Source organism: Halospeciosus flavus (assembly GCF_029814175.1).
GTDB classification, from domain to species: Archaea; Halobacteriota; Halobacteria; order Halobacteriales; family Halobacteriaceae; genus Halospeciosus; species Halospeciosus flavus.
On record NZ_CP122312.1, the window covers coordinates 2,357,410 to 2,381,223 of the forward strand.

At 68.5% G+C, this 23,814-nt stretch carries 21 protein-coding genes; 10 read left to right on the forward strand and 11 right to left on the reverse strand.

What is annotated here, in order from left to right; genetic code table 11:
• The first annotated feature begins 1 nt into the window (after position 1).
• The 4 genes from P0Y33_RS12360 (at position 2) to ileS (ending at position 7,441) form a co-directional block, all read left to right on the forward strand.
• Positions 2–1,609, forward strand: coding sequence for a 2-oxo acid dehydrogenase subunit E2 (locus tag P0Y33_RS12360; RefSeq protein ID WP_279527696.1), 1,608 nt, complete (start codon positions 2–4; stop codon positions 1,607–1,609).
• Positions 1,609–3,039: a dihydrolipoyl dehydrogenase gene (lpdA, locus tag P0Y33_RS12365; protein WP_279527697.1), complete on the forward strand. Its 1,431-nt coding sequence runs from the start codon at positions 1,609–1,611 to the stop codon at positions 3,037–3,039. Before P0Y33_RS12360 ends, lpdA begins: the two co-directional genes overlap by 1 nt.
• A 280-nt stretch (positions 3,040–3,319) precedes the next feature.
• Positions 3,320–4,135 (forward strand): prephenate dehydratase, encoded by an 816-nt coding sequence (pheA, locus tag P0Y33_RS12370; RefSeq protein ID WP_279527698.1) that lies wholly within the window; start codon positions 3,320–3,322, stop codon positions 4,133–4,135.
• A 78-nt stretch (positions 4,136–4,213) separates the two neighbouring features.
• Positions 4,214–7,441 (forward strand): isoleucine--tRNA ligase, encoded by a 3,228-nt coding sequence (gene ileS, locus P0Y33_RS12375; RefSeq protein WP_279527699.1) that lies wholly within the window; start codon positions 4,214–4,216, stop codon positions 7,439–7,441.
• 37 nt (positions 7,442–7,478) lie between these two features.
• Here the strand turns inward: ileS and P0Y33_RS12380 are convergent, their stop codons facing one another.
• Positions 7,479–8,324, reverse strand: coding sequence for a ribose-phosphate diphosphokinase (locus P0Y33_RS12380; protein WP_279527700.1), 846 nt, complete (start codon positions 8,322–8,324; stop codon positions 7,479–7,481).
• A 60-nt stretch (positions 8,325–8,384) separates the two neighbouring features.
• Positions 8,385–9,218 carry an HVO_0234 family beta-propeller protein gene (locus P0Y33_RS12385; RefSeq protein ID WP_279527701.1) on the reverse strand — a complete coding sequence of 278 codons (834 nt, stop codon included), beginning with the start codon at positions 9,216–9,218 and terminating at the stop codon, positions 8,385–8,387.
• Between the two features lie 67 nt (positions 9,219–9,285).
• Between P0Y33_RS12385 and P0Y33_RS12390 the strand changes: the two genes are divergently transcribed.
• The gene (locus P0Y33_RS12390) at positions 9,286–9,750 is read left to right on the forward strand and encodes a hypothetical protein (protein ID WP_279527702.1); all 465 of its coding nucleotides are present in this window, start codon (positions 9,286–9,288) and stop codon (positions 9,748–9,750) included.
• A 47-nt stretch (positions 9,751–9,797) separates the two neighbouring features.
• Positions 9,798–11,159, forward strand: a complete 1,362-nt coding sequence (gene glmM, locus P0Y33_RS12395; protein WP_279527703.1) for a phosphoglucosamine mutase — start codon at positions 9,798–9,800, stop codon at positions 11,157–11,159.
• Here the strand turns inward: glmM and P0Y33_RS12400 are convergent, their stop codons facing one another.
• The 5 genes from P0Y33_RS12400 to P0Y33_RS12420 form a co-directional block, all read right to left on the reverse strand.
• Positions 11,160–12,287 carry a DUF7118 family protein gene (locus P0Y33_RS12400; RefSeq protein WP_279527704.1) on the reverse strand — a complete coding sequence of 376 codons (1,128 nt, stop codon included), beginning with the start codon at positions 12,285–12,287 and terminating at the stop codon, positions 11,160–11,162.
• 48 nt (positions 12,288–12,335) lie between these two features.
• A complete protein-coding gene (hisI, locus tag P0Y33_RS12405; RefSeq protein ID WP_279527705.1) occupies positions 12,336–12,779 on the reverse strand; it encodes a phosphoribosyl-AMP cyclohydrolase in 444 nt (147 codons plus the stop codon).
• Between the two features lie 51 nt (positions 12,780–12,830).
• Positions 12,831–13,796 carry an A24 family peptidase gene (locus tag P0Y33_RS12410; RefSeq protein WP_279527706.1) on the reverse strand — a complete coding sequence of 322 codons (966 nt, stop codon included), beginning with the start codon at positions 13,794–13,796 and terminating at the stop codon, positions 12,831–12,833.
• A gap of 82 nt (positions 13,797–13,878) precedes the next feature.
• On the reverse strand, positions 13,879–14,268 hold the full coding sequence (gene fer, locus P0Y33_RS12415) for a ferredoxin Fer (protein ID WP_279527707.1): 390 nt from the start codon (positions 14,266–14,268) through the stop codon (positions 13,879–13,881).
• A gap of 96 nt (positions 14,269–14,364) precedes the next feature.
• Positions 14,365–15,540: an inorganic phosphate transporter gene (locus tag P0Y33_RS12420; protein WP_279527708.1), complete on the reverse strand. Its 1,176-nt coding sequence runs from the start codon at positions 15,538–15,540 to the stop codon at positions 14,365–14,367.
• Between the two features lie 141 nt (positions 15,541–15,681).
• On the opposite strand from P0Y33_RS12420, the gene hisA reads away from it, so the two are divergent.
• Together hisA and hisB are read left to right on the forward strand one after the other, a co-directional pair.
• The gene (gene hisA, locus P0Y33_RS12425; RefSeq protein ID WP_279527709.1) at positions 15,682–16,416 is read left to right on the forward strand and encodes a 1-(5-phosphoribosyl)-5-[(5-phosphoribosylamino)methylideneamino]imidazole-4-carboxamide isomerase; all 735 of its coding nucleotides are present in this window, start codon (positions 15,682–15,684) and stop codon (positions 16,414–16,416) included.
• Between the two features lie 94 nt (positions 16,417–16,510).
• The gene (hisB, locus tag P0Y33_RS12430; RefSeq protein ID WP_279527710.1) at positions 16,511–17,104 is read left to right on the forward strand and encodes an imidazoleglycerol-phosphate dehydratase HisB; all 594 of its coding nucleotides are present in this window, start codon (positions 16,511–16,513) and stop codon (positions 17,102–17,104) included.
• A gap of 120 nt (positions 17,105–17,224) precedes the next feature.
• Here hisB and P0Y33_RS12435 read toward each other — a convergent pair whose 3' ends face one another.
• Positions 17,225–18,100 carry a hypothetical protein gene (locus tag P0Y33_RS12435; protein ID WP_279527711.1) on the reverse strand — a complete coding sequence of 292 codons (876 nt, stop codon included), beginning with the start codon at positions 18,098–18,100 and terminating at the stop codon, positions 17,225–17,227.
• 255 nt (positions 18,101–18,355) lie between these two features.
• Between P0Y33_RS12435 and P0Y33_RS12440 the strand changes: the two genes are divergently transcribed.
• Together P0Y33_RS12440 and P0Y33_RS12445 are read left to right on the forward strand one after the other, a co-directional pair.
• The gene (locus tag P0Y33_RS12440; protein WP_279527712.1) at positions 18,356–18,859 is read left to right on the forward strand and encodes an ACT domain-containing protein; all 504 of its coding nucleotides are present in this window, start codon (positions 18,356–18,358) and stop codon (positions 18,857–18,859) included.
• A 4-nt stretch (positions 18,860–18,863) separates the two neighbouring features.
• The gene (locus P0Y33_RS12445; RefSeq protein WP_279527713.1) at positions 18,864–19,493 is read left to right on the forward strand and encodes an IMPACT family protein; all 630 of its coding nucleotides are present in this window, start codon (positions 18,864–18,866) and stop codon (positions 19,491–19,493) included.
• Between the two features lie 22 nt (positions 19,494–19,515).
• On the opposite strand, the gene P0Y33_RS12450 is transcribed toward P0Y33_RS12445, so the two are convergent.
• The 3 genes from P0Y33_RS12450 to P0Y33_RS12460 all read right to left on the reverse strand — a co-directional run bounded on the left by P0Y33_RS12450 (position 19,516) and on the right by P0Y33_RS12460 (position 23,759).
• Entirely contained in the window at positions 19,516–22,200 is a 2,685-nt protein-coding gene (locus P0Y33_RS12450; RefSeq protein ID WP_279527714.1) for a TRAP transporter permease, read from the reverse strand.
• Complete coding sequence (locus P0Y33_RS12455) at positions 22,193–22,663, reverse strand: DUF1850 domain-containing protein (protein ID WP_382218354.1); 471 nt, start codon at positions 22,661–22,663, stop codon at positions 22,193–22,195. Before P0Y33_RS12455 ends, P0Y33_RS12450 begins: the two co-directional genes overlap by 8 nt.
• 148 nt (positions 22,664–22,811) lie before the next feature.
• On the reverse strand, positions 22,812–23,759 hold the full coding sequence (locus P0Y33_RS12460; protein WP_279527716.1) for a TAXI family TRAP transporter solute-binding subunit: 948 nt from the start codon (positions 23,757–23,759) through the stop codon (positions 22,812–22,814).
• Positions 23,760–23,814 lie beyond the last annotated feature (55 nt).

Sequence of the window (23,814 nt, forward strand, 5' to 3'; positions counted from 1 at the left end):
TATGCCACGCGAGTTCAAACTCCCCGACGTCGGCGAAGGCGTCGCCGAAGGGGAGATCGTCGAGTGGCTCGTCGAAGAGGGAGACCCCGTCTCCGAGGACCAACCCGTCGCCGAGGTCGAGACGGACAAGGCCGTCGTCGAGGTCCCCTCGCCCGTCGACGGGACGGTCCAGACACTCCACTACGAGGCGGGCGACGTCGTCCCCGTCGGGAGCGTCATCGTGACGTTCGCCGTCGAGGGCGAGGAAGCCGAGTCCGCCGAGAGCGAGGCGGAGTCCGAGGAGCCAGCGACCGAGGAGCCGAGCGAGGTGAAAGAGGCCGTCACCCGCATCGAGGAAACCGAGTCCGAAGAAGCGGAGACCGAGGAAACCGAAGAGACCGGCCCGAGTCGGTCGTTCGCCCCACCGAGCGTCCGCCGACTCGCCCGTGAACTCGGCGTCGACCTCGACGAGGTGAGCGGCTCCGGCCCGTCCGGCCGCGTCACCGAGGGCGACGTCCGCGCCGCGGCCGCCGGCACCGAGGAGGCAGCGGCCGGCGTCGAGGAGTCCGAAGTCGACTCTGCCGCACAGGTCCCGATGGGCGAGCAGACCGCCCACCACGAGGAGGCCGGCGCCGCGGGCGACGTCGAGGGTGCCGTCGACGTGGTCGAAGAGGAACCCGCGGGCGCCGAGGGTGTCGAGGCCGCCGCGCGCGAGCGAACACTCGCCGCACCCGCCACCCGCAAACTCGCCGAGGACCTCGGCGTCGACCTGAACGAGGTCCCCGCGACCGGCGAGAACGAGGGCGAAGAGTACGTCACACCCGAGGACGTCCGGCGCTACGCCGAGGCACAGGAGGCGAAGGCCGAGACCGAGGCGCCCGCCGAGGCTGCCGAGACCGCCGAATCCACCGAAGTTGCCGAAGCCGGTCCCGAAGCGGAGCGCGTCCCGTACAAGGGTATCCGCCGGACCATCGGCCAACAGATGGCGAAGTCGAAGTACACGGCCCCGCACGTCTCCGTCCACGACACCGCCGAGGTGTCTTCCCTCGTGAAGACGCGGGCCGACCTCAAAGAACGGGCCGCCGAGCGGGGCGTGAAGCTCACCTACCTCCCGTTCGTCGTGAAGGCCGTCGTCGCCGGCCTGAAGGAGTACCCCATCCTCAACTCCACGCTCGACGAGGAGAACGAGGAGATCGTCAAGAAGGGAGACTACAACGTCGGCGTCGCCGTCGCCACCGACGCGGGGTTGATGGTCCCCGTGGTGAAGGACGCCGACGAGAAGGGGATCCTCGACATCGCCGAGGAGGTGAACGAACTCGCCCAGAAGGCCCGCGAGCGGACCATCAGCCGCGAGGAGATGCAGGGCGGGACGTTCACCATCACGAACTTCGGGGCGGTGGGGAGCGCGGAGTACGCGACGCCCATCATCAACTACCCCGAGACGGCGATTCTCGGCCTCGGGTCCATCGAGGAGCGCCCGGTCGCCGAAGACGGTGAGGTGGTCGCCCGCGAGACGCTCCCGCTCTCGCTGTCGGTCGACCACCGGGTGATCGACGGTGCGGAGGCGACGAAGTTCGCGAACGAGGTTATGGCGTACCTGAACAACCCCAGTCTACTACTACTCGAATAATGGTCGTCGGAGACGTCTCTACTGGTACGGAACTCGCGATAATCGGCGCCGGTCCCGGTGGCTACGTGGCCGCCATCCGCGCCGGGCAACTGGACATCGACGTGACGCTCGTCGAGGCCGACTCGTGGGGTGGCACCTGTCTGAACTACGGGTGTATCCCCTCGAAGGCGATGATCTCGGCCACCGACGTCGGCCACGACGCCGACACGGCCGAACACATGGGGATCTACGCCGACGTGAAGGTCGACCTCGGGCAGATGGTCGAGTGGAAGGACGGCGTCGTCGACCAACTCACCGGCGGCGTCGAGAAACTCTGTAAGGCCAACGGCGTCAACCTCGTCGAGGGCCGCGCGGAGTTCGCCAGCGAGGACACCCTGCGCGTCGTCCACGGCGGCGAGGGACAAGGCTCGGAGACCATCGAGTTCGAGCACGCGATTATCGCCACCGGCTCTCGGCCCATCGAGGTGCCGGGTTTCGAGTACGACGGCGAGCACGTCCTCTCCTCGCGCGACGTCCTCGACCTCGAGGACGTCCCCGAGTCGATGGTCGTCGTCGGCGCGGGCTACATCGGCATGGAACTGTCGACGGTGTTCGCGAAGATGGGCTGTGACGTCACCGTCGTCGAGATGCTCGACGAGGTCATCCCGGGCTACGAGGACGACCTCACGACGCCCGTGAAGAAGCGCGCCGAGGAGTTGGGTATCGACTTCCACTTCGGCCAGCGCGCCGAGGAGTGGACGGAAGCCGAGGACGGCGAGGGCATCGTCGTCACCACCGAAGACGAGGACGGGAACACGACCGACTTCGAGACGGAGAAAGTGTTCGTCGCGGTCGGGCGCGAACCGGTCCTCGACACGCTCGATCTGGAGGCCATCGGTCTCGAACCGAACGAGGACGGCCGACTGGAGACGGACGACCAGACCCGGACCGACATCGACCACGTCCACGCCATCGGCGACGTCGCCCCCGGTCCGATGCTCGCACACAAGGCGAGCAAGGAGGGGCAGGTCGCCGCCGAGGTAGTCGCGGGCGAACCCGCCGGACTCGACTACCAGGCCGTCCCCGCCGCCGTCTTCACCGACCCCGAGATCGCCACGGTCGGGATGACCGAGGCGGAAGCAGAAGAGGCCGGCTTCGACCCCGTCGTCGGGACGTTCCCGCTCCGCGCCAGCGGCCGGGCGCTCACCGCCGACGACGCCGAGGGATTCGTCCGTATCGTCGCCGACGAAGAGAGCGGATTCGTCCTCGGCGGACAGATGGTCGGTCCCGAGGCCTCCGAACTCGTCGCCGAGGTCGGTCTGGCCGTCGAGATGGGCGCGACCCTCGAAGACGTGGCCGCGACCATCCACACACACCCGACCCTCTCCGAGACCGTGATGGAGGCCGCCGAGAACGCACTCGGCCGCGCCATCCACACGCTCAATCGCTGACTGGTCGGCGACGACGTATATTTTTCGAGAGTTGTGGCCGGCAGATTATTTGAGGGAGAAGCCTTATTCACGATCGGGGCGCGCCACAGTAGTCGTCCGCGAGCGTGGACTCGCCGGACGGCGTCTCGTTCCCGGGCGCGAGTGGAGACGGGCCGGCCGACCGACCGACTTCGGAGGGCCTTGCACTTTCGGGTGGTTCGCCGGCCCGACTTACATCGCGCTCGTCGCCCCGACCGACGGACCCGCGGTATTTTTCCCGTCCCGTGACCCACCGGGAGGTATGCGTACGGTCACGCTCGGTCCGGCAGGGACGTACTCCCACCGCGCAGCCTCGGCCGTCTCCGACGGCGAGATCGACTTCTACGAGTCCGTCCACGGCATCGTCGAGGCCGTCGCGGAGGGCGACGCCGACCGCGGCGTCGTCCCCATCGAGAACAGCATCGAGGGGAGCGTCACCGAGACGCTCGACGCCCTCTCCGAGCAGGAGATCGCGGTGGTCCAGGAGATCGTCACCCCCATCCGCCACGCCCTGCTCGCGCAGGCCGAGGAGTTCGACGTCGTCGCCTCCCACTCCCAGGCGCTCGCGCAGTGCCGGGGCTACCTCGAAGAGCACTACCCCGACGTCGACCTCGAAGCCGTCGCCTCCACCGCGCGCGGCGTCGAGCGCGCCCGCGAGGACTCCCGCGTCGCGGGCATCGGCCACCCCGACAACGCGACCTCGGGCGAACCCGAGTTGCGAGTCATCGCCGAGGACATCCAGGACCGCACCTCGAACGCGACGCGCTTCTTCGTGGTTGCACCTCCCTCCGAACGCGACGAGGCCGGCGGGAAGTCCACGTTCGTCGTCTACCCGAACGCCAACTACCCCGGACTCCTGCTGCGCCTGCTCGAACCGTTCGCGGACCGCGACGTCAACCTCTCGCGCGTCGAGTCCCGGCCGAGCGGCGAGCGCCTCGGCGACTACATCTTCCACATCGACGTCGAGGCGGGACTCTACGAGGACCGCACGAAGGACGCCGTCGCGGAACTGGAGGAACTCGCGGAGAAGGGCTGGGTCCGGAAACTCGGGAGCTACGACGTCCGCCACGTCGTCTGATCGACCCACCCGTAGGTCCGGCGAACGCCGCACTGTAGGACCGATTATCCTTTTAAGCCGGCGCGAGTCACCCCGAACATGGACTACTTCGGGGAGACCGAAATCCCGGACCAGTACGAACCCGAGGACGTCGAGGAGAACGTCTTCGACTACTGGGACGAGGTCGACGCCTACGAGAAGACGAAGGCACACCGCGAGGACGGCGAGGACTTCTTCTTCGTCGACGGCCCGCCGTACACCTCCGGTGCCGCACACATGGGGACGACGTGGAACAAGAGCCTGAAGGACGCCTACATCCGCTACCTGCGGATGAACGGCTACGACGTCACCGACCGGCCGGGCTACGACATGCACGGCCTCCCCATCGAGACGAAAGTCGAGGAGCGCCTCGGCTTCGAGAACAAACAGGACATCGAGGAGTACGGCGTCGAGAACTTCATCGAGGAGTGCAAGGAGTTCGCCGACGAGCAACTCGAAGGTCTCCAGTCCGACTTCCAGTCGTTCGGCGTCTGGATGGACTGGGAGAACCCCTACAAGACGGTCGACCCGACGTACATGGAGGCCGCCTGGTGGGGTTTCTCGCGGGCCGACGAGCGCGGCCTCGTCGAGCAGGGCAAGCGCTCGGTCAACCAGTGTCCGCGCTGTGAGACCGCCCTCGCCAACAACGAGGTCGAGTACGAGGACGTCGAGGACCCGACGGTGTACGTCGAGTTCCCGCTGAAGAACCACGAGGGGTCGCTCGTCATCTACACGACGACGCCGTGGACCATCCCCGCCAACGAGTTCGTCGCGGTCGACGAGGACCTCACCTATCAGAAGATTCGGGCGGTGAAGACCGCCAGCGCCGCCGAGCGCGGCGCGGAGGGCGAGGTCGAACAGGAGGACGTCATCTACGTCGCCGAGGCGTGCGTCGAGAACGTCCTCAAGCAGGGTCGCTACGACGACTACGAGGTGCTCGACTCCTTCCTCGGCAAGCAGATGCTCGGTTGGGAGTACGACCACCCCCTCGACGAGGAAGTGCCCGACAACCCCGACACGGGGAACACCCGCGAGGTCTACCACGCCGACTACGTCGAGGCCGAGGAGACCGGTCTCGTCCACTCCGCGCCCGGCCACGGTGAGGTCGACTTCGAGCGCGGCGAGGAACTCGGTCTCCCCACCTTCTGTCCGGTCGCCGGCGACGGCACCTACACTGCCGAGGGCGGCAAGTACGAGGGGCAGTTCGTCAAGGACGCCGACGAGGAGATTACCGAGGACCTCGCACGGAAGGGCCTGCTCCTCGCCTCCGGGACGGTCACGCACTCCTACGGGCACTGCTGGCGGTGTGACACGCCCATCCTCCAACTCGCCACCGACCAGTGGTTCATCACCATCACCGACGTGAAAGACGAACTCCTCGAGAACATGGAGGACTCGGAGTGGCACCCGCAGTGGGCGCGCGACAACCGTTTCCGGGACTTCATCGAGGACGCCCCCGACTGGAACGTCTCGCGCCAGCGCTACTGGGGCATCCCCATCCCCATCTGGACGCCCGAGGAGGGCGTCGACCCCGAGGACGCACCCCAGGAACGCGTCGTCGTCGGTACCCGCGAGGAACTCGCGAACCTCGCCGACCAGGACATCGACCCCGAGTCGGTCGACATCCACAAGCCGACCGTCGACGACGTGACCATCACGCTCGACGGCGTCACCTACACGCGCGTCCCCGACGTCTTCGACGTCTGGCTCGACTCCTCCGTCGCCTCGTGGGGGACCGTGAACTACCCAAGCGAGGAAGAGCAGTTCGAGGAACTCTGGCCGGCGGACCTCATCATGGAGGCTCACGACCAGACGAGAGGGTGGTTCTGGTCGCAACTCGGCATGGCGACGGCCGCGATGGGCGAAGTGCCCTACGAGACGGTGCTCATGCACGGCTTCGCCAACGACGAGAACGGCCGGAAGATGTCCAAGTCCGTCGGCAACGTCGTCCAACCCGACGAGGCGATGGAGCGCTTCGGCGCCGACCCGATGCGGATGTTCCTCCTCGGGCAGAACCCGCAGGGTGACGACATGCGCTTCTCGTGGGACGAGATGGCCAACATGCAGCGGGACCTCAACATCCTCTGGAACTCCTTCCGCTTCCCGCTGCCGTACATGCGGATGGACGACTTCGACCCCAACGAGACGACCGTCTACGACGAGGACGTCGAACTCACCCGCGAGGACGATTGGCTCCTCTCGCGCCTCCAGTCGGTCAAACACGACGTGACCGAGCACTGGGAGAACTACGAACAGCACAAGGCCCTCGACACGCTCCTCGAGTTCGTCGTCGAGGACGTCTCGCGCTACTACATCCAACTCGTCCGCGAGCGCATGTGGGCCGAGCAGGTGACGGACAGCAAGACGGCGGCCTACGCGACCATCTCGAAGGTGATGGAAGACGTCGTCGAGATGCTCGCGCCCTACGCGCCGTTCGTCTCCGAGCAACTCTACCAGCACCTCACCGGCGACGCGGGCCACCCGACGGTCCACATGTGCGACTGGCCCGAGGTCGAAGAGCAGTTCCGCCAACCCGCCCTCGAAGACCAGATCGCCGTCCTCCGCGACATCGAGGAGTCCGGCAGTCACGCCCGGCAGCAGGCCGGACGCAAACTCCGCTGGCCGGTCACGCGTATCGTCGTCGACGCCGAGGACGAGGACGTCGTCGAGGCCGTCACCGAACACCGCGGTCTCCTCTCCGAGCGACTGAACGCCCGGCGCGTCGAGGTCGTCTCACCGGACGACACGTTCGAGGAACTGGAGTACTCCGCCGAGGCGGACATGAGCGTCCTCGGCCCGCGCTTCGGTGACCGTGCGGGCGAGGTGATGCAGGCGCTCAACGAGGCGCGCATCCACGCCCCCGACATCGACGAACTCGAAGCGGCCGCCGAAGACGCGCTCGGCGAGGACCTCGAACTCACGCCCGAGATGGTCGAGTTCCGCGAGGAGACACCCGAGAACCTCGCCGGCGCCGACTTCGACGGCGGCACCGTCTACGTCGACGTCGAACTCACCGAGGACGTCGAGAGCGAGGGGTACGCCCGCGAGGTCATCCGCCGCGTCCAGGAGATGCGCAAGGACCTCGACCTCGACATGGACCAGGAGGTCTTCCTCGACGTGATGGTGTTCGACGACCGCGTCGGCCGCCTCGTCTCCGAGCACGAGGACCTGATCACCGAGGAGGTCCGCGCCCGCGAACTCCGCGAGATCGACGACGAAGACGCCGACCTCGTCGAAGAGGACGAAGTCGAAGGCGTGACGATGAAGTTCGCGGTTCGCGCCCTCTAAGGCCGAAAATAGCCGCTCTTCCCGTTCTTCTCTTTCTCTACTCTTCGAGCACGCGCGCGACCGGTTGGGCGGCGCTCACGTCGCTGACGGCGCGCTCGATGGTGTCCGTCCCGTAGACGTCCTCGACGCCCGCCTCCGCGAGTTTCAGCCGTGCGTTGCGCGCGAGCAGCGGGTGGACACACGTGACGAACACGCGCGCGGGGTCGTCGAGGTGGGCGATGGCCTCGCTCATGGTCGACCCCGTGGCGATGATGTCGTCGACGACCACGACGTCGCGGCCGGCGACGTCGGTCTCGGAGGGTTCGATCTCGACGTCGGTGCCGGAGTGGCGGGTCTTCTCGAAGTAGTCGACCTCACCGGGACCGTACTCGGCGCGGACGGACTCGGCGAGCGAGACGGCGCTGGCGTCGGGCGAGAGGAAGACCGGGTCGTGGAGGTCGTCGGGGAGTGGGTCGGCGAGGCGGGGCGCGGCGTCGACGTTCGTCGTCGGGACGTCGAAGAAGTCGCAGACGCCGGTCTCGTGGGCGTTCACGGTCACGACGTGGTCCGTAACCGTGGAGATGGCCCGCGCCATCGCCCGCGCGGAGACCGGCTGACCCGGTTCGAACGCCTCGTCCTGCCGGGCGTAGCCCATGTACGGAATTACGGTGACGACCTCCTCGGCGCCGGCCTCGCGGACGGCGTCCTGCAGTTGGAGGAGTTCGACGTGGGCGGCGTCGGTCGTCGTCGAACAGACGACGACGGCCCGTCCCTCCACCGGGGGGACGCGAACCATCTGCTCGCCGTCCGGGAAACGCTCGTACTCGACCCGCGCGAGGTCCTCCCCCAACTCGGCCGCGAGCGCCGCGGCGAGTTGCTGGGAGGTGGAGCCGCTGACAATCATACACGAACCCTCTCGCGCCGGTGGCTTACGCGTTTTCGTTGCCGCCGGTCCCGGGACGGGTCAGGGGACCGCCACGCCCGCCACGCCGGCGAGACCGAGCGAGCGGTAGTGCCACTCTCCGGCGTCACCCTCCAGGAGGACCGTCCCGTCCTCGGTGACGACGAACGGCCGCTCGGTCCCGTAGGCGACGCCGGCGACCGTCTCGTCGACCGGGAGGTCGATGGAGAGCCACGCGCCGTCGTCGTGAGCGAGGAAGCCGCCGTCGACGACCGCGTGAGCACGGTCGACGCCGCTCGCACTGGCGGTGTGCCGGTCGACTTCGACGAGGGTGGCGTCGCCCTCGACGTCGCACATCCACCCGTTGCCGAGGGCGTAGAGGCCGCCGTCGCTGGCGGCGTGGGGCGTCCCCGCGGCCGCGACGTCGCGGACGTCGGCGAGACCCGCGTGCGAGAGGTCGCCGTCGACGACGCGGTAGACGCCTTCCGAGGTAGCGAGGAGGTCGCCGTCGATGGCTCGGACGTCGGCGTCGAGGGTGCCGACCGTCGACCACTCGTCGGCCGCGCCCTCGTAGCGGGCGACTCGGCCGGTCTCGTCGGCGGCGACGAGCACCTCGTCGTGGTAGCCGACGGCGACGGCGGGGGCGAAGCCGGTCTCGGCGAACTCGGCGCCGTGAGTCCGGAGAACGCCGTCTTCGGTGGCGACGGCGGCTTCACCGGGGACGGCAGCGACGTCGCGAGCGACACAGCGCACTTCCAGGCCGAATCGACCGATTTGCTCGCCGGAGACCGAGATCGAGGCGACGCCCAGTTCGGTCGCGACCAGCACCGTCTCGACGTCGGCCGACTCGTCGAAGACGCGCTTCTCGTCGAGGGAGATGTCCTTCTCCGCGCTCATACTTCGAGAGGTGTCCGGCACCGTCGAAAGCGTTGTGCCTATCCCGGCGCCGTGCCAACGGCTGTGTATGCCTACCGACCGCCGGCGGTTCCTGGCCGGTGCCGGCACGACACTCGTCGCCGGCCTCGCCGGCTGTGCGAGCGCGAGTGCACTCCCCTTCCTCGGGAGCGAGAAGGAGTGGAAACTCCGCGCGATGCGCGCCGACCCCGACAGCACCGACCACGTCTGCGAACTCGACGCCGGGTTCGTCGACGCCCACCCCAACCTCGCGACGGTACTCGACCGCGCGGACCGGACGCCCCGCGGGGAGTGGTGCGACGGGATGCTCCTGACCGTCGAGACGGGGAACCAACTCGGACGGGACCTGAGCACCCACTGCGGCGACGAGTTCCGCGGGCTCTACGTCTACGAGGGGACGCACTACTTCGTCAGCCTCCTCGACCGCTTCCCGCAGAACGAGCAGGGCCACGCGAACGGTGACGGCCACCACGACGGAAACGACAGCCACGACGGGCACGACCACTCGCACTGAGGGGGCAGTTCGGAATTCCTTTGGGCCGGCCGTCCAGACACTCGACTATGAAGGTATTCGGGTCGAGTGGGACGCGGGGGGTCGCCAACGAGGAACTCACCCCGGCGTTCGTGCTGAACGTGGCGAAAGCCGCGGGGTCGTTCTGGGGGGCCGAGCGCGTCGCCGTCGCACGCGACACCCGTGTGACGGGACGGATGCTCGTCAACGCGGCCGCGAGCGGTCTCCAGAGCGTCGGGTCGGACGTCGAGCGCCTCGGCGTCACGCCCACGCCGGCCGCGCAGGCCTACACCGACGACGAGGGAATCCCCTGCGTCGTCGTGACGGCCTCGCACAACCCGCCGGAGTACAACGGCGTGAAACTGGTGGGACCGGACGGCGTCGAACTCGCCGTCGACGAACTCGAACGCATCGAGAACGCGTTCCTCGCGGAGAACTTCGAACCGGTGTCGTGGGACGCGGTCGGCGACGACCACGACGTCGACGGGGCGAACCGCCGCTACGTCGAGGAGTTGCTGGAGAAGGTCGACCGCGAACGGATCGCCGACGCCGACCTGACCGTCGCCCTCGACCCGGGCCACGGCGCGGGCGCCCACACCAGCCCCGACTTCTTCCGCGAACTCGGCTGTGACGTCGTCACGGTCAACGCCCAACCCGACGGTCACTTCCCCGGTCGCGACCCCGAACCGGTCGAGGAGAACCTCGGCGACCTCGGCCGCCTCGTCGAGGCCGCGGACGCCGACGTCGGAGTCGCCCACGACGGCGACGCCGACCGCGCCATCTTCTTCGACGAGCACGGCGACTACGTCGAGGGCGACGCCACGCTCGCGGCCCTCGCCGCCGCCGAACTCGAAGAGGGCGACACGACCGTCTCCGCGGTCAACGTCTCCCAGCGCCTCGTCGACGTCTGCGACGAGGTCGGCGCCGACCTCGAACTTACACCCATCGGGAGCACGCGCATCATGACGCGCATCCGCGAACTGCAGGCCGAAGGTGAGAACGTCCCCGTCGCGGGCGAGGGCAACGGCGGGGTCATCTTCCCGCACCACCGCCTCAACCGCGACGGCGCCTACATCGCCGCGAAGTTCCTCGAACTCCTCGCCGAGCGGTCGGCCAGCGAGGTCGTCGACCCGTACAGCGACTACTACAACGTCCGCGTCAACGTCGAGTACGAGAGCGAGGCCGAACGCGAGGAACTCCTGAGCGTCGTCGAGGAGAAGGCCCGCGAGTCGGACGCCGACCTCACGACCATCGACGGCTACCGCCTCGACTACGGCGACGCGTGGGTGCTCGCCCGTCCCTCGGGGACCGAACCAGTCGTTCGAGTCTACGCCGAGGCGACGGACGAGACGCGCGCTCGCGACCTCGCCGACGAGTTCGGAGAGGCGCTCCGGGCGGCGAGAGCGGAGTAGTCAGCGCGGCGGGTACTCGTCGAGGAGGAGTTCCAGTTCTTCGAGGTCGGCCCGCGCGTCGGCCAACTCGGCTTCCACGTCGCCGGCCGCCCGTTCGCGTTCTTCGTCGGTGAGTTCCTCGCGAGCGACGGCCGCGCGACGGACCCGTTCGAAGTCGTCGTCGCGGGTCAGGTCGCGGACCGTTCGGAGGTGTTCGACCGCCGTCGACGCGTCCCCGTCGACCCGGTCGACGAGGCGGCCGACGAGCGAGACGAGTTCGTCGGCGCGGTACCGGAGTTCCTCGGCGGGACGGGGCGGCCACGCGACGGTCAGCGGGTCGGCCGAGAGTCCGGCGAGGTAGGTCCGATTGCCGCCGACGGCCCGTTTGAGCGCCGCGGGGTCGTCGACGTAGTGGCCGAGTTTCGAGTGCGAGAAGTCGGCGAGTTCGAGGAGTCGAGAGACCGTCTCGGTCCCCGCCTCGTGGTCCTCGACGAAGTCGGAGAGTGCCTCGGGCGGTTCGTCGAAACCGACCAGCGGGAAGGTCTGGGCGCGGTCGAGGAAGTCGAGGAGTTCGCGGGCGGAGGCAGACGCACGGAAGTCGTCGAAGGCGTCCCGGACCGCCGCGTTGTACGCCTCGACCGGTTCGCGGAGACGCTCGACCGGTGCGTCGAAGTCCGCGTCGCCGAGGTCGACGAGGCGTTCGAGGTCGTCGACGCGCTCGCGGAGGTCGGTCAGGCGGACGGCCGCCTGGCGGCGCGCCTCGTCGTAGCGTTCGCGGGCGTCCTCCAGTTCGTAGAGGGGTTCGACCGTCTGCTCGGCCTCGTCGAGTGCGGCACGCGCCTCCTCGAAGTCCGTCTCCGAGAGCGTCTTCTTCTGGAACGCCGGGAGGAGGTCCTCGAACGTCTCGCGTTCGGGGAGGTCCTCGGGGAGTTCCTCGACGGTCGCGACGAGGTCGTCCTGGAAGGCGACGTACCGCTGGAAGTCGCCGTACCCGGTGGCGTCTTCCTCGTAGCGGTCGAGGACCGCGCGGACGTCGGCCAGCGCGTCGGCGAGTTCCCGGAGGGCGTCTTCGCCGGGGTCGGCGACGGTCTCGCGGCGGGCTTCGAGTCGCTCGGCGGCCGCGACGACGGCCGCGACGGAGTCGGTCATCTGGGTCGAAGAAGGGGAACGAGGTTTATCCGTTTTCTCCCTCTCTCCTCACTCCTCGCCGTCGTACACCGCGTCGGGGTCGAACACCTTCTCGCCGACGGTCTCGGTCTCGACCGGGAGGGTGTTCTCGTCGCCCGCGCCGGGTCGCCCCTCGGTCACCTTCCGGTGGAAACAGGAGTGGTAGCCGGTGTGACAGGCGCCACCCTCCTGCTCGACGATGTAGAGGACCGCATCGGCGTCGCAGTCGACGCGAATCTCCTCGATCTCCTGGGTGTGACCGCTCGACTTCCCCTTCTGCCAGAGTTCCTCGCGCGAACGCGAGTAGTAGTGGGCCGTCCCCGACTCGATGGTGCGTTCGACCGCCTCGCGGTCGGCGAAGGCGAGCATCAACACTTCGCCGGTCTCGGCGTCCTGTGCGACCGCCGGGACGAGTCCGTCGTGTCCGAAGTCGATGTCGACGAGTTCGTCGGCGCTGGAGTCGGCGTCGCTCATACCGGTAGAGTCGTCCGGCGGTCGGATAGCGGTTACGGGGCGCTCCCATCGTCAGGCCACTGCCAGCGCGCGTAAGAGCGCGAACAGCAGGTCACCGAAGACGAGACCCACCACGAGACCGCCGAAGATGGGGACGACGAACGGAATCCCCGGCGAAATCCACACGCGCTCGCGCTCGCAGAGCAGGTCGAGTCCCGCCCGGAGTTGGCGAGGCGTGGTCCCGTAGGCGTCGCCCTCGATGTCGGCGAGGAACGCGGCGGCGCCCCAGGGGTCGTCGGCGGCGGGTCGGTCCGTCTCGGCGGGGTCGGTCCCGCCGTCCGGTCGCAGGTGCACCGCCCCGTCGGTCGGTTCGTTCGGTTCGTCGGGGAGACTCGCGGGGTCGCGGTAGTGGTCGGGGTCGGCGCGGACCTCGGCGAGCGAGACGCCCCGCCACCGGAGGTACATCCGGAGGGCGTCGAGGTCGAGGCCCGAGCGGGTGAACCCCTCGGAGCCTTCGAGGAGGCTCCCGTGGGTCTCGACCGTCTCGGCGACGGGAACGTGGCGGCCGACGAACATCCGGAGGGCGAACTCGCCGTCGAGGGCGTTGCGGACGCCGAGGACGAGCGGGTAGGCGAGGCTCGCGAGCATCGCGTTCGTGAGCACGGAGAGCGAGAAGACGCCGAGCGTCGAGACGACGATCGGGAGCGCCCACTCGCCGACGTAGTAGGTCGGGAACGTCGGGAAGAGGACGGCGAGGACCGCCAGCGCCTTGAAGTCCGCGCCGCCGAACCCGCCGGTCAGCCAGAAGAGGTAGGCGAGACCGGCCACGAAGAGACTCACCCCGACCCGGACGAGGAAGAGGTCCTGTCGGTACGCCGGGAGGGAGAGCCACTCCCAGCCGAGGAGGACGACGCCGAGGACGAACAGCGGGGGCCAGAGTCGGTCGGAGACGCGGCGGGTCTGGACGTCGGTGTAGGCCGCCCAGCCGAGGACGGGGACGGCGACCAACCGCAGGAGGTCGGGGAGCGAAGCGTACACTGTCGGGAGAGTGGCGGACGACGGGCTTAGGGGTTACCGTTGACGCTGCGAAAGAAACGGGTGTTCGGGGACGAACGGCGCCTTAGATGACGCGGTTCTGGAGGTAGTCGAGGTGCTTGGCGTTGTAGACGATCTTGACCTCGTCGGCAGCGGGGCTACCGATGCAGGTCAGACGGACGTTCTTCTCCTCGACTTCCTCGTCCGAGAGGATCTGCTGCATGTCCATCTCGATTTCGCCCTCCTTGAGGATGGAGGCACAGTTCGCACAGGCACCGGCGCGGCACGAGAAGGGCCAGTCGTAGCCCTGTGCCTCGGCGGCTTCGAGGATGTACTCGCCCTCGGCGACCTCGAGCTCGCCGTAGTCCTCCTCGTCGAGGCCGGCGTCGGCGGCCTTCTCGAAGAGGTCCTCGTCGTCAATGTCCCACCCTTGGTCGTCTGCGACTTCGTAGTTCAGGTATTCGACGGTTGGCATCAACCGGGGATTCTCTCGCCGGAGGTAAAGTATTTGCTGCTTTTCCGCGGTCGAAACGCCCCACGGCCGCCGTGTACGACCGTGAGAGACCGTCCGTCAGTGCGGGTAGAGCGGCCAGATACTGAACAGCGCGTACGAGGCGAGGGCGGCGAGCGAGGGAGTGACGACCCACAGGACGACGACGCGGGCGGTCGCCGACGGGTCGAAGAGGTCCGTCGCGACGAGGTCCGAGGACTCCTCCTCGCCGATCTTGGGGACCTCCTCGGGACGCTCGTCCTCGGCGAGGGCGTTCACGGAGACTGTCGCCTCTTCCTCGCCGCGGACCAGGTCGCGGACGCGCGCGGTGCGAGTCGCACGTCCCCACCCGAGACCGACGATACACATCGTCGCCGACACCGCGAGCGACGCCGGAATCCCGAGGTAGGAGAGGAAGGTGATGAGGCTGGCCGACACCACCTCGACGATGAGCGCGGCGAGCAGTGGGAGGTCGGTCAGGTCGTTGCCGACGGTGTCGAGGGTGCGCCGGGCGATGGTGAACGCACCGAGCGCCGTCGCGACGCCGGCGAGGAGGATGCCCACGTTGATGCCGAGTTCGCCGCTCCCGACCAGCGGCGCGATGGCGTTGGCCGTGTTCGACGCGCCCGCGGAGAACGCCATGTAACACCCGATGACGACGACCAGACCGCTCCCGACGAGTTCGCGGGTGGTCACGCCCTCGGCCCGTCGTGGGCGCGGGACGGCGCCGGAGCGGTCGAGCGTGACCGGGAACCCACCCTTGCTCTCGACCGCGAACCAGTGTTCGAGGTGGGGGTAGAGGTAGCGGCCGATGACCGCACACACCCAGAAGGCGATGACGGGCGCGACCAGCCACCACGAGACGATCCGCCCCATCACCTCCCAGTGGAGCGTGTTCGAGGCGAGACCGAGACCCGCGATAGAACCGACGGCCGTCATCGAGGTCGAGGCGGGGACGCCGAACGTGTTCGAGACGAAGAGCGCGAGACCGACGAAGAAGAGGACGGCGACGCTCGCCTCGACGGTGAACATCGACGAGGGGACGATTTTGCCGCCCATCGTCCGGATGACGTTACGTCCCACGGTCCACCCACCGAGGAAGAAGAATCCACTCATCAGCGCGGCGGCGCCGAGTTTCGAGAGCACCCCACTCCCGACTGCCGGTCCGAAGGCGACCCCCGTCGAGGAGCCACCGATGTTGAACCCGACGAACGCCGCGACTAACAGGCCGACGAGGAGAAGGATACCCAGAGCCATGTGCACGGTGGTATGGCCGGCCGCGGTTTGAATCCCTCGGGCGAGCGACGCCGTGTGTCCCTCAGACGCGCGCCGACACGTGCCGACGCGTACCGCTGTCCGTCTCGGGACGTTTTTGACGACCGGCGACGACGCCCACACATGGCCTTCGAGGAGTTCGAGGTGATCCCCGCCGTCGACATGCAGGACGGGGAAGTCGTACAGTTAGTGCAGGGCGAGCGCGGCACGGGCAAACGCTACGGCGACCCCGTCGAGGCGGCAGAGCGGTGGGTCGACGCCGGCGCGGAGACGCTCCACCTCGTCGACCTGGACGGCGCGTTCGAGGGCGAGCGTCAGAACGCCGACGCGGTCGAGGCCATCCTCGACGCCGTCGACGTCGACGTGCAACTCGGGGGCGGCATCCGCACCGCCGAGGACGCCATCGACCTCCTCGATATGGGTGTCGACCGCGTCATCCTCGGCACCGCGGCGGTCGAGAACCCCGACATCGTCGCCGAAATCAGCGAGGAGTACCCCGACTCCGTGCTCGTCAGTCTCGACGCGAAGGAGGGAGAGGTCGTCGTCTCGGGGTGGACCGAGGGGACGGGTCTCGACCCGGCGAAAGCCGCACAGAACTACGCGGAACTCGGCGCCGCGGGAATCCTCTTCACCGACGTCGACGTCGAGGGCAAGCAGGCCGGCGTCCGCGAGGAAGAGGTCGGCCGAATCGTCGAAGCCGTCGACATCCCCGTCGTCGCGAGCGGCGGCGTCGCCACCGTCCAGGACGTCGTCACCCTCGACGTCGCCGGCGCGGCGGCCGTCGTCGTCGGCACCGCCCTCTACGAGGGGAACTTCACCCTCGAAGAGGCGAAGCGGGCGGTCCACGGCGAGGAGTAGGCGAACTCCACTTATGTACTAGTGCGAGATATATAAAGAGACGAGGGGGACGGTCGAGCACAACGACCAATAGCCCGCGCACCGAACTCCGCCCATGAGCGACGGCGAGCGCACGGCCGCAGTCACGCGCGAGACGAAGGAGACGGAGATCGAGGTCACCCTCGACGTCGACGGCGACGGCGACGCGACCGTCGACACGGGCGTCGGCTTCTTCGACCACGTGCTGGAGTCGTTCGCCAAACACGGTCTCTTCGATTTGACTGTCCGGTGCGACGGCGACCTCCACATCGACGAGCACCACACCGTCGAGGACGTCGCCATCGTGCTCGGGCAGGCGTTCGAGGAGGCACTCGACGACAAGCGCGGCATCCGCCGCTACGCCGACCGACGGGTCCCCCTCGACGAGGCCGTCGGCGACGTCGTCGTGGACGTCTCCGGACGCCCCTACTACGAGTTCGACGGCGTGTTCTCCCAGGAGCGCGTCGGCGAGTTCACGAGCGCGATGGCCGACCACTTCTTCCAGTCGTTCGCCCACAACGCCGGCCTCACGCTCCACTGCGGCGTCGAGGGCGAGAACGCCCACCACGAAATCGAGGCGCTGTTCAAGGCGAACGCCCGCGCGCTCGACGACGCCACCCGCCTCGACGAGCGTCGCTCCGGCACGCCCAGCACGAAGGGTCAACTGTAGCGGTACGCCTCTATTTTCAGTGCACGCGTGTACGCGTAGACGGCCGGCGAGACGAGAGCGACGGCGACGACGAAGCCGACGCCAAGCACGGCGAACAGGAGTGGCTACCGGCCGCGGGCCTCAGCGCGTCCGGTGGAACAACCGGAGTTTGGCGCTCCGCGAGAGCGGGAAGGCGGCGCCGAGAATCGGGAGACCGAACGCCCCCAGCGCGACGCCGAGCAGCGCCGCGAGCGGCCCGCGGAGGCCGACGGCCGCGAGCAGCGGGCCGACGGCGTCGCGGACCACCGCGAGGACCCCCGCGAGGAGCGACCCGACGCCGGCGGCGAAGAGGAGTGACCCCGCGAGGACGAACGCGAGCGTCGCGGCCTGGCAGGTGACGACGGCCCGCCACGAGTGGCGGACGAGTCGCCAGTTCTCGCGGGCGAGGGTCAACAGCGAGTGCTCGTCGGCGCGGACGGCCAGCGGCGTCCAGTAGTAGGTGCCGACGAGCCACGCGTAGAGGACGACGAACGGGCCGACGGCCGCGAGGAACGGCGGGAGACCGAGGCCCGCGACGGCGACGCCGAGCGTGACGCCCGAACCGGCCAGCAGGAGCGTCGTCGCGGCGGCGTAGACCGCCAGCGCCGGGAGGTGGACGAGGACGCGACGGACCGCCGGCCAGAACGGCGACTCGTAGTCGTGTGCCCGGCCGGCCGCGTAGCAGGAGAAGGTCGCGTGGACGCAGACGACCGCGAGGACGGCGAGGAACAACGTCACGAGCGACGAACCGACGCCGAGCACCGGCCGGAGCAGCGCCCACACGGCGGTGACGACCGACCAGGCGACGCCCAGCCAGACGAGCAACAGGACGGCCACGACGCTCAACCACGGGTCGGCGAGCGTCGCGACGAACGCGGTTCGGACGGTGCGGATCCCCTCTCGAACGCCCGGTCGCGGCGCGTCGCCCTGGGTCGACTCGTCCGTCGGGGTGGCGACCGATCCGTCGGAGTGCGACACACCACGGAGTGACGGCGCGGGAGAGAAGTGGATTGTGGCTCCCGGTGACCGGGTCCGGGGACGGGGACGGGGACGGGGACGGGGACGGGGACGGGGACGGGGACGGGTCCGGGGACGGGGACGGGGACGGGGACGGGGACGGGGACGGGGACGGGGACGGGGACGGGGACGGGGACGGGGACGGGGAACCACGCGGAGAACGGGTGCGGAAACCCACTACGGTTTAGGCCCGGCCCGCCTACAGACGGGCAACGAATGTTCGAGGACATCATGCAGAAGTTCGAGGGGAGCCCCGGCCAGCAGGCCGTCATCCGCCTCCTCCTCGAACGCGGCTTCTCCGTCAACGACGATGGGCGGGTGGTCTCGGGCGGCATCGAGATCCCCTACACGCAGGTCGCCGAGGAGGCGGGCGTCGACCGCCGCGTCGTCGACTCGACGACCGACGTCATCCTCGACGACGAGGAACTCCGGCGCATCTTCCAGAACATCTCCCAGATTCCGAGTCTGATGGACCTCGCGCCGGTCCTCGACTTGACCGTCGTGACCATCGCCGTCCACGACGCCGACGAACCGGGTATCGTCGCGCAGGTGACCAGCCTGCTCGCCGACCACGGCATCTCCATCCGCCAGACCATCAGCGAGGACCCCGAGTTCACGGACGAACCCCGACTCTACCTCGTCACCGACGAGGACCTCCCCGGCGACGTCATCACCGAACTGATGGGTCTCGACTTCGTCCGCTCGGTCGAACTCTCCTGAGTCGATGAGCGAACGCGAGACCTACCGCACGGTCGCGGGGCGGGGCGAGGCTGCCTTCGAAATTCGCGGCTCCGAATTCATCGGCCACGTCCGGCCCGCGAACACCGTCGAGGACGCCGAGGCGTTCGTCGACGAGATGAACGAGGCGTACGACGACGCGACCCACAACGTGCCGGCCTACCGAGTTCGGGTCGAGTCCGGCGGTCCCGGTGGCGGCTACCTGCTCCGCGAGTACGAGTCAGACGACGGCGAGCCCTCGGGGTCGTCGGGGAAACCCGCGCTGAACGTCCTCCAGCAGCGGGACGTCCAGAACGTCGTCGCGGTCGTCACCCGCTACTACGGCGGGACGAAACTCGGCGTCGGCGGCCTGGCACGCGCCTACTCGCGCGGGGTGAAGGAGGCCGTCGACGACGCCGACGTGGTCGAGGTGCGTCCGCAGGCGACCTTCGACGTGACCGTCGACTACGACGACTCCGGGACGGTTCGGGGCATCCTCGAATCCGCCGACTGCGAGGTCGAGGCGGAGTACGGCGAGCGCGTCTCCTTCGCGGTCACGACGGACGTCGACGCCGCGGCCGACCTCCGTGACCGCCTCCGCTCGGCGACGAGCGGGCGCGTCGAAATCGAAGAGTGAGGGAGCGTTCTCTCGTCTCGGTTCAGGCCTCGGCGGTCGCGGCGTCGACCGGTGCGGGCTCTTCGCCACCGCCGTTCGCCTCGCTCGCACGGCGATTCTTGACGACGAGTGCGGCGAACAGGGCGACGCCGAGTCCCCGGACCACGAGGTCGAAGAGGAGTGCGTCGAAACCGAGCGTGTTCCGGACGACCTGAATCAGCCCGGGCGCCATCATGAACAGCGACGCGACGGCGAACAGACCGCGCTCCGTCCGCGACACCGGCGCGTAGAGGTAGCCGATGACTGTCGGCCCCAGCGCGACGACGCCGACGAAGACGCAGACGACCGGGATCAGGACGTACGGGACGAAGAACCCGACGTCGAGGACGTCCGCGAGCGAGAGGACGTTCACCGTGTCCGGCCCGCCGGTCCCCCGCAGGAGCAGGATGCCCGGCGAGAAGACGAACGCGAACGGCACGATGGCCTTGTTCAGTGAGAGCGAGAACGCCTCGACGCCCGTCTGGAACTGGTCGGACTTCGCCACCCCGGCGGCGGCGTAGGCGGCGACGGCGACGGGCGGCGTGATGTCGGCGATGACCCCGAAGTAGAGGATGAACAGGTGGGCGGCGAGGATGGGGATGCCGCCGATCTGGCTGATGGCCGACCCCAGCAGGGAGACGAGGATGATGTACGTGACCGTCGTGGGCATCCCCATCCCGAGGATGATGGAGGAGACCGCCGTGATGAGCAACAGCAGGACGAGCGACCCACCGCTCACGTTGAGGATGAGCGTCGTGAGGTTCGGCCCGAGGCCGGTCGAGGCGACCACACCGGGGATGATGCCCGCCGCGGCGACGGCGATGACGACCTGCGTGGCGGTCCGCGCGCCGGCGTCCATCGACTTGCCGAGGAACGTCCCGTACTCGAACACACGGTTGCGCGCGAGGGCCGGTTTCCCGACGAACGACGCGACCGTCTCGGCCGCCTCGTCGACCTGCTCGTCGTAGTCGAGCAGCGGTGCCTCGCCGCGCGGGTGGGCGAGGAGGAACACGACGCCGACGAGGAAGACGATGGTCCCGAGGTCACCCGAGGCGAAGTCGAACGCCCGGCCGAGCGAGAGGGGACCGGCGCGGGCGCCGAACAGCGCCTCCGCGAGTCCGACACCGAAGGCGTAGAAACTCGCGAGGTGGGCGGCGAAGAGCGCCGCGATGGTCCCGAACAACGGGAGGCGCGTCTGCTCGTCGTACGCCGCCACGAGCGCGATGAGCGCCACGAGCGCGACGATGGTGAACCACGCCGAACGGGCCACCGTGTAGCGGACGACGATGAGGTAGTAGAGGAGCAGGCCTAGCGGGACGAGGTAGAACCACCCGCGTTTGAAGTGCGGCGAGAAGTCGACGACTTCGGAGGCGTCGATACCGCCGATGCCCTCCTTCGAGGCTTCGAGGTGGACCATCACCCATACCCCGAAGAAGAAGACGATGGCGGGGATGGCGGCGGCGACCACGACGTCCGCGAACGGCGTCCCGGTGAACGAGACGATGAGGAACGCGGCCGCGCCCATGACGGGCGGGAGAATCTGCCCGCCCGAGGACGCGGAGGCCTCGACGCCGCCCGCGAACTCGGGGCGGTAGCCCGAGCGCTTCATCAGCGGGATGGTGAACGCGCCCGTCGTGACCGTGTTCGCGATGGACGACCCGCTGATGGTGCCCATGAACCCGCTGGCGAGGATGGACGCCTTCGCGGGACCGCCCTTCTTGTGGCCGGTCAACGAGTAGGCGAGTTCGATGAACCACTTGCCGGCGCCGCTCATCTCCAGGAACGCCCCGAAGAGGACGAAGATGTAGATGAACTGAACGCTCACGGAGACCGGGATGCCGAAGATCCCGTTCTCGGTGTTGAACCAGAGGTTCTGGACGATGGACGCCCAGCCGATTTCGTTGGTCGCGAAGACGCCGATGAACGGCGCGGACCCCGAGATGAGGTAGCCGAACCGGGCGTAGACGAGGAACAGCGAGACGAGCACCATCAGGTAGAAGCCGATGGCGCGGCGGGTCGCCTCCAGGACGAGGAGCGCACCGAGCACGCCCGCGATGAAGGCGTAGGAGGTGGTGTCGAGCGGGATGCCGAGTGCGGCGATGGCCTGCACCGGCAGTTCGAGGACGGGGAAGACCTCCTGGATGGGGCGACCGGCGTCGACGCCGAAGACGCGGAGGCGCTGGATCTCCTGGAACTCGGTGACGACGTAGCCACCCGCCATGACGGCGAACACCATCAACACCACGTCGGAAGGCGTGACGCGGTCACCGTCGGGGTCGAGGAAGAACCAGCGGAACGCCCCCCGAACGCGGTCGAGCGCCGCGGTGAACGGGCTGTCGGCCCCGAAGCGTTCGCGGGCCGCGGGGACGACTCTCGCGAGACCACGGGCGACGAAGCCGTCGCCCTGCGTCGGCGGGAACAGCATGAACGCCATCAGCAAGCCGAAGGTGACGTGGATGGCGTTGGCCTGGAGCGACTGGAGCGAGGCCGCCTCCATCCACCCGACGAACGGAATCGGCACCGCGAGACCGGCGGCCAACCAGAGCTGGAACGCCGAGAAGGTGATACCGATGGCGGCCGTCACGACGGCGGCGTAGCCGCGAAGTGTACGCTTTCGTTCGATCTCCTCTACGATCTCGTCCGCGTCGGCCGGGGCGTCCGCGGCGTCGGCGGGGGTAGTCTCACTCATGTGTAGCGGCGTCGATTGCTGCGTCGAGGGCGGACCGGTCGGTCAGTTCGATACGGACGGAACTCGCGTTCGACAGCGCGACCAGGTCGTAGCGGTGGCCGTCGACGACGAGTTCGTGGCCGGCGACACGGCCGGGCGTGACGTACAGGTGGCGACCCTCCCAGTCGGGGTCGAAGACGAGCGTCCCGTTCACCTCGCGGACGTCCTGCCGGGCGGGGAGACCCCACCCGTACGACTCGAAGGTCATCTTCGTGTTGACGAGGGTGTCGCCACGGACGGTGTAGACGTCGTGGACGGGCGTCTTCTGGACACTGTGCGTGTACGTGAGGTCGACAGTCGACCCGTCGTGGACGGGGTGGGAGACGAGGACCGCGCCGGTGTCGGCGTCGGAGACGACGAGCGTCGTCCCCACGGGGACGGCCGCGGCGCTCCCGACGAGAAGGGCGGCGAACACGACACTCACGACGGCGACGACGAGCCGTCGATTCCGTACACTGGACGCGAGCGACCTCGCGAGAGAGCGCACCCGCTGTGCGGACTCGCGGTGGTCGAGCGGGAGGGTGTCGCGAAACATAGTGAAGGGAGGTCGGTCGGTGCGGACGGGGACGTGTTCAGCCGAAGTAGGCCGACGCGCCCTCGTGGAGTTCGATGGACATGCCGTCCTGTGCGCTGGCCTTCGAGATGAAGTCGGTCTTGATGGTCAGCTGGTCCGTGTTCTCGAAGATGGCCTTCGTGACGTTCTCGACCACGCTGGCGTCTTCCTCGGCGCGGGTGGCGATCATCGCCTGGACCGCGACGGTCGGGACGGCCTCGTTCACGCCGTCGTAGGTTCCGGCGGGAATCTCGTCGTCGGCGAAGAAGGACGCGGCGTCCTTGATCTTCTGGCGCTGCTCGCCGTCGATGGGGACGATACGGATGTCCTCGGTCGTCGCGAGGTCAGCGATGGCACCGACCGGCCAGCCGCCGACGGTGAACGTCGCGTCGACGTCGCCGTTCTTCAGCTGCTCCGAGGCGCGGGAGAACGAGGTGTTCTGCTCCTCGAAGTCGTCGGTCGTGATGCCGACGGCGTTGAGGATCTTCAGGGCGTCGACCTGCGTCCCGGAGCCGAGGTCACCGGTGTTGACGCGCTTGCCCTTCAGGTCCTGCAGGGAGGTGATACCCGTCTCCGCGAGGGTGACGAGGTGGATGGTCTCCGGGTAGAGGGTGGCGACGCCGCGGAGGTTCTCGACGGGTTCGCCCTTGAACGCCTCGATGCCGGTCCCGTTCTTCGCGAAGTACGCGACGTCGTTCTGGATGAGCGCGAAGTTCGCCGAACCGTCCATCAGGCTCCCGACGTTCTCGACGGAGGCACCGGTCGACTGGACCTGGAGTTTGTACTCCGTGTTGTCCTCGACGATCTTCTTGATCTCGTTCGAGAGCGGGTAGTACGTCCCGCCGGTCCCGCCAGCGTGCCACGACAGGCGCGTCTCGGAGCTTCCGCCGCCGGAACACCCGGCGAGGGCAGCGATGCCCGCGACGCCGGTGGCCTTCACGAAATCACGTCGATCGAATTGCGTCATAAGTCCCCATAGCCCACCATCACGATATATAGTCGTTGATTTTTGCCTTGAAGAC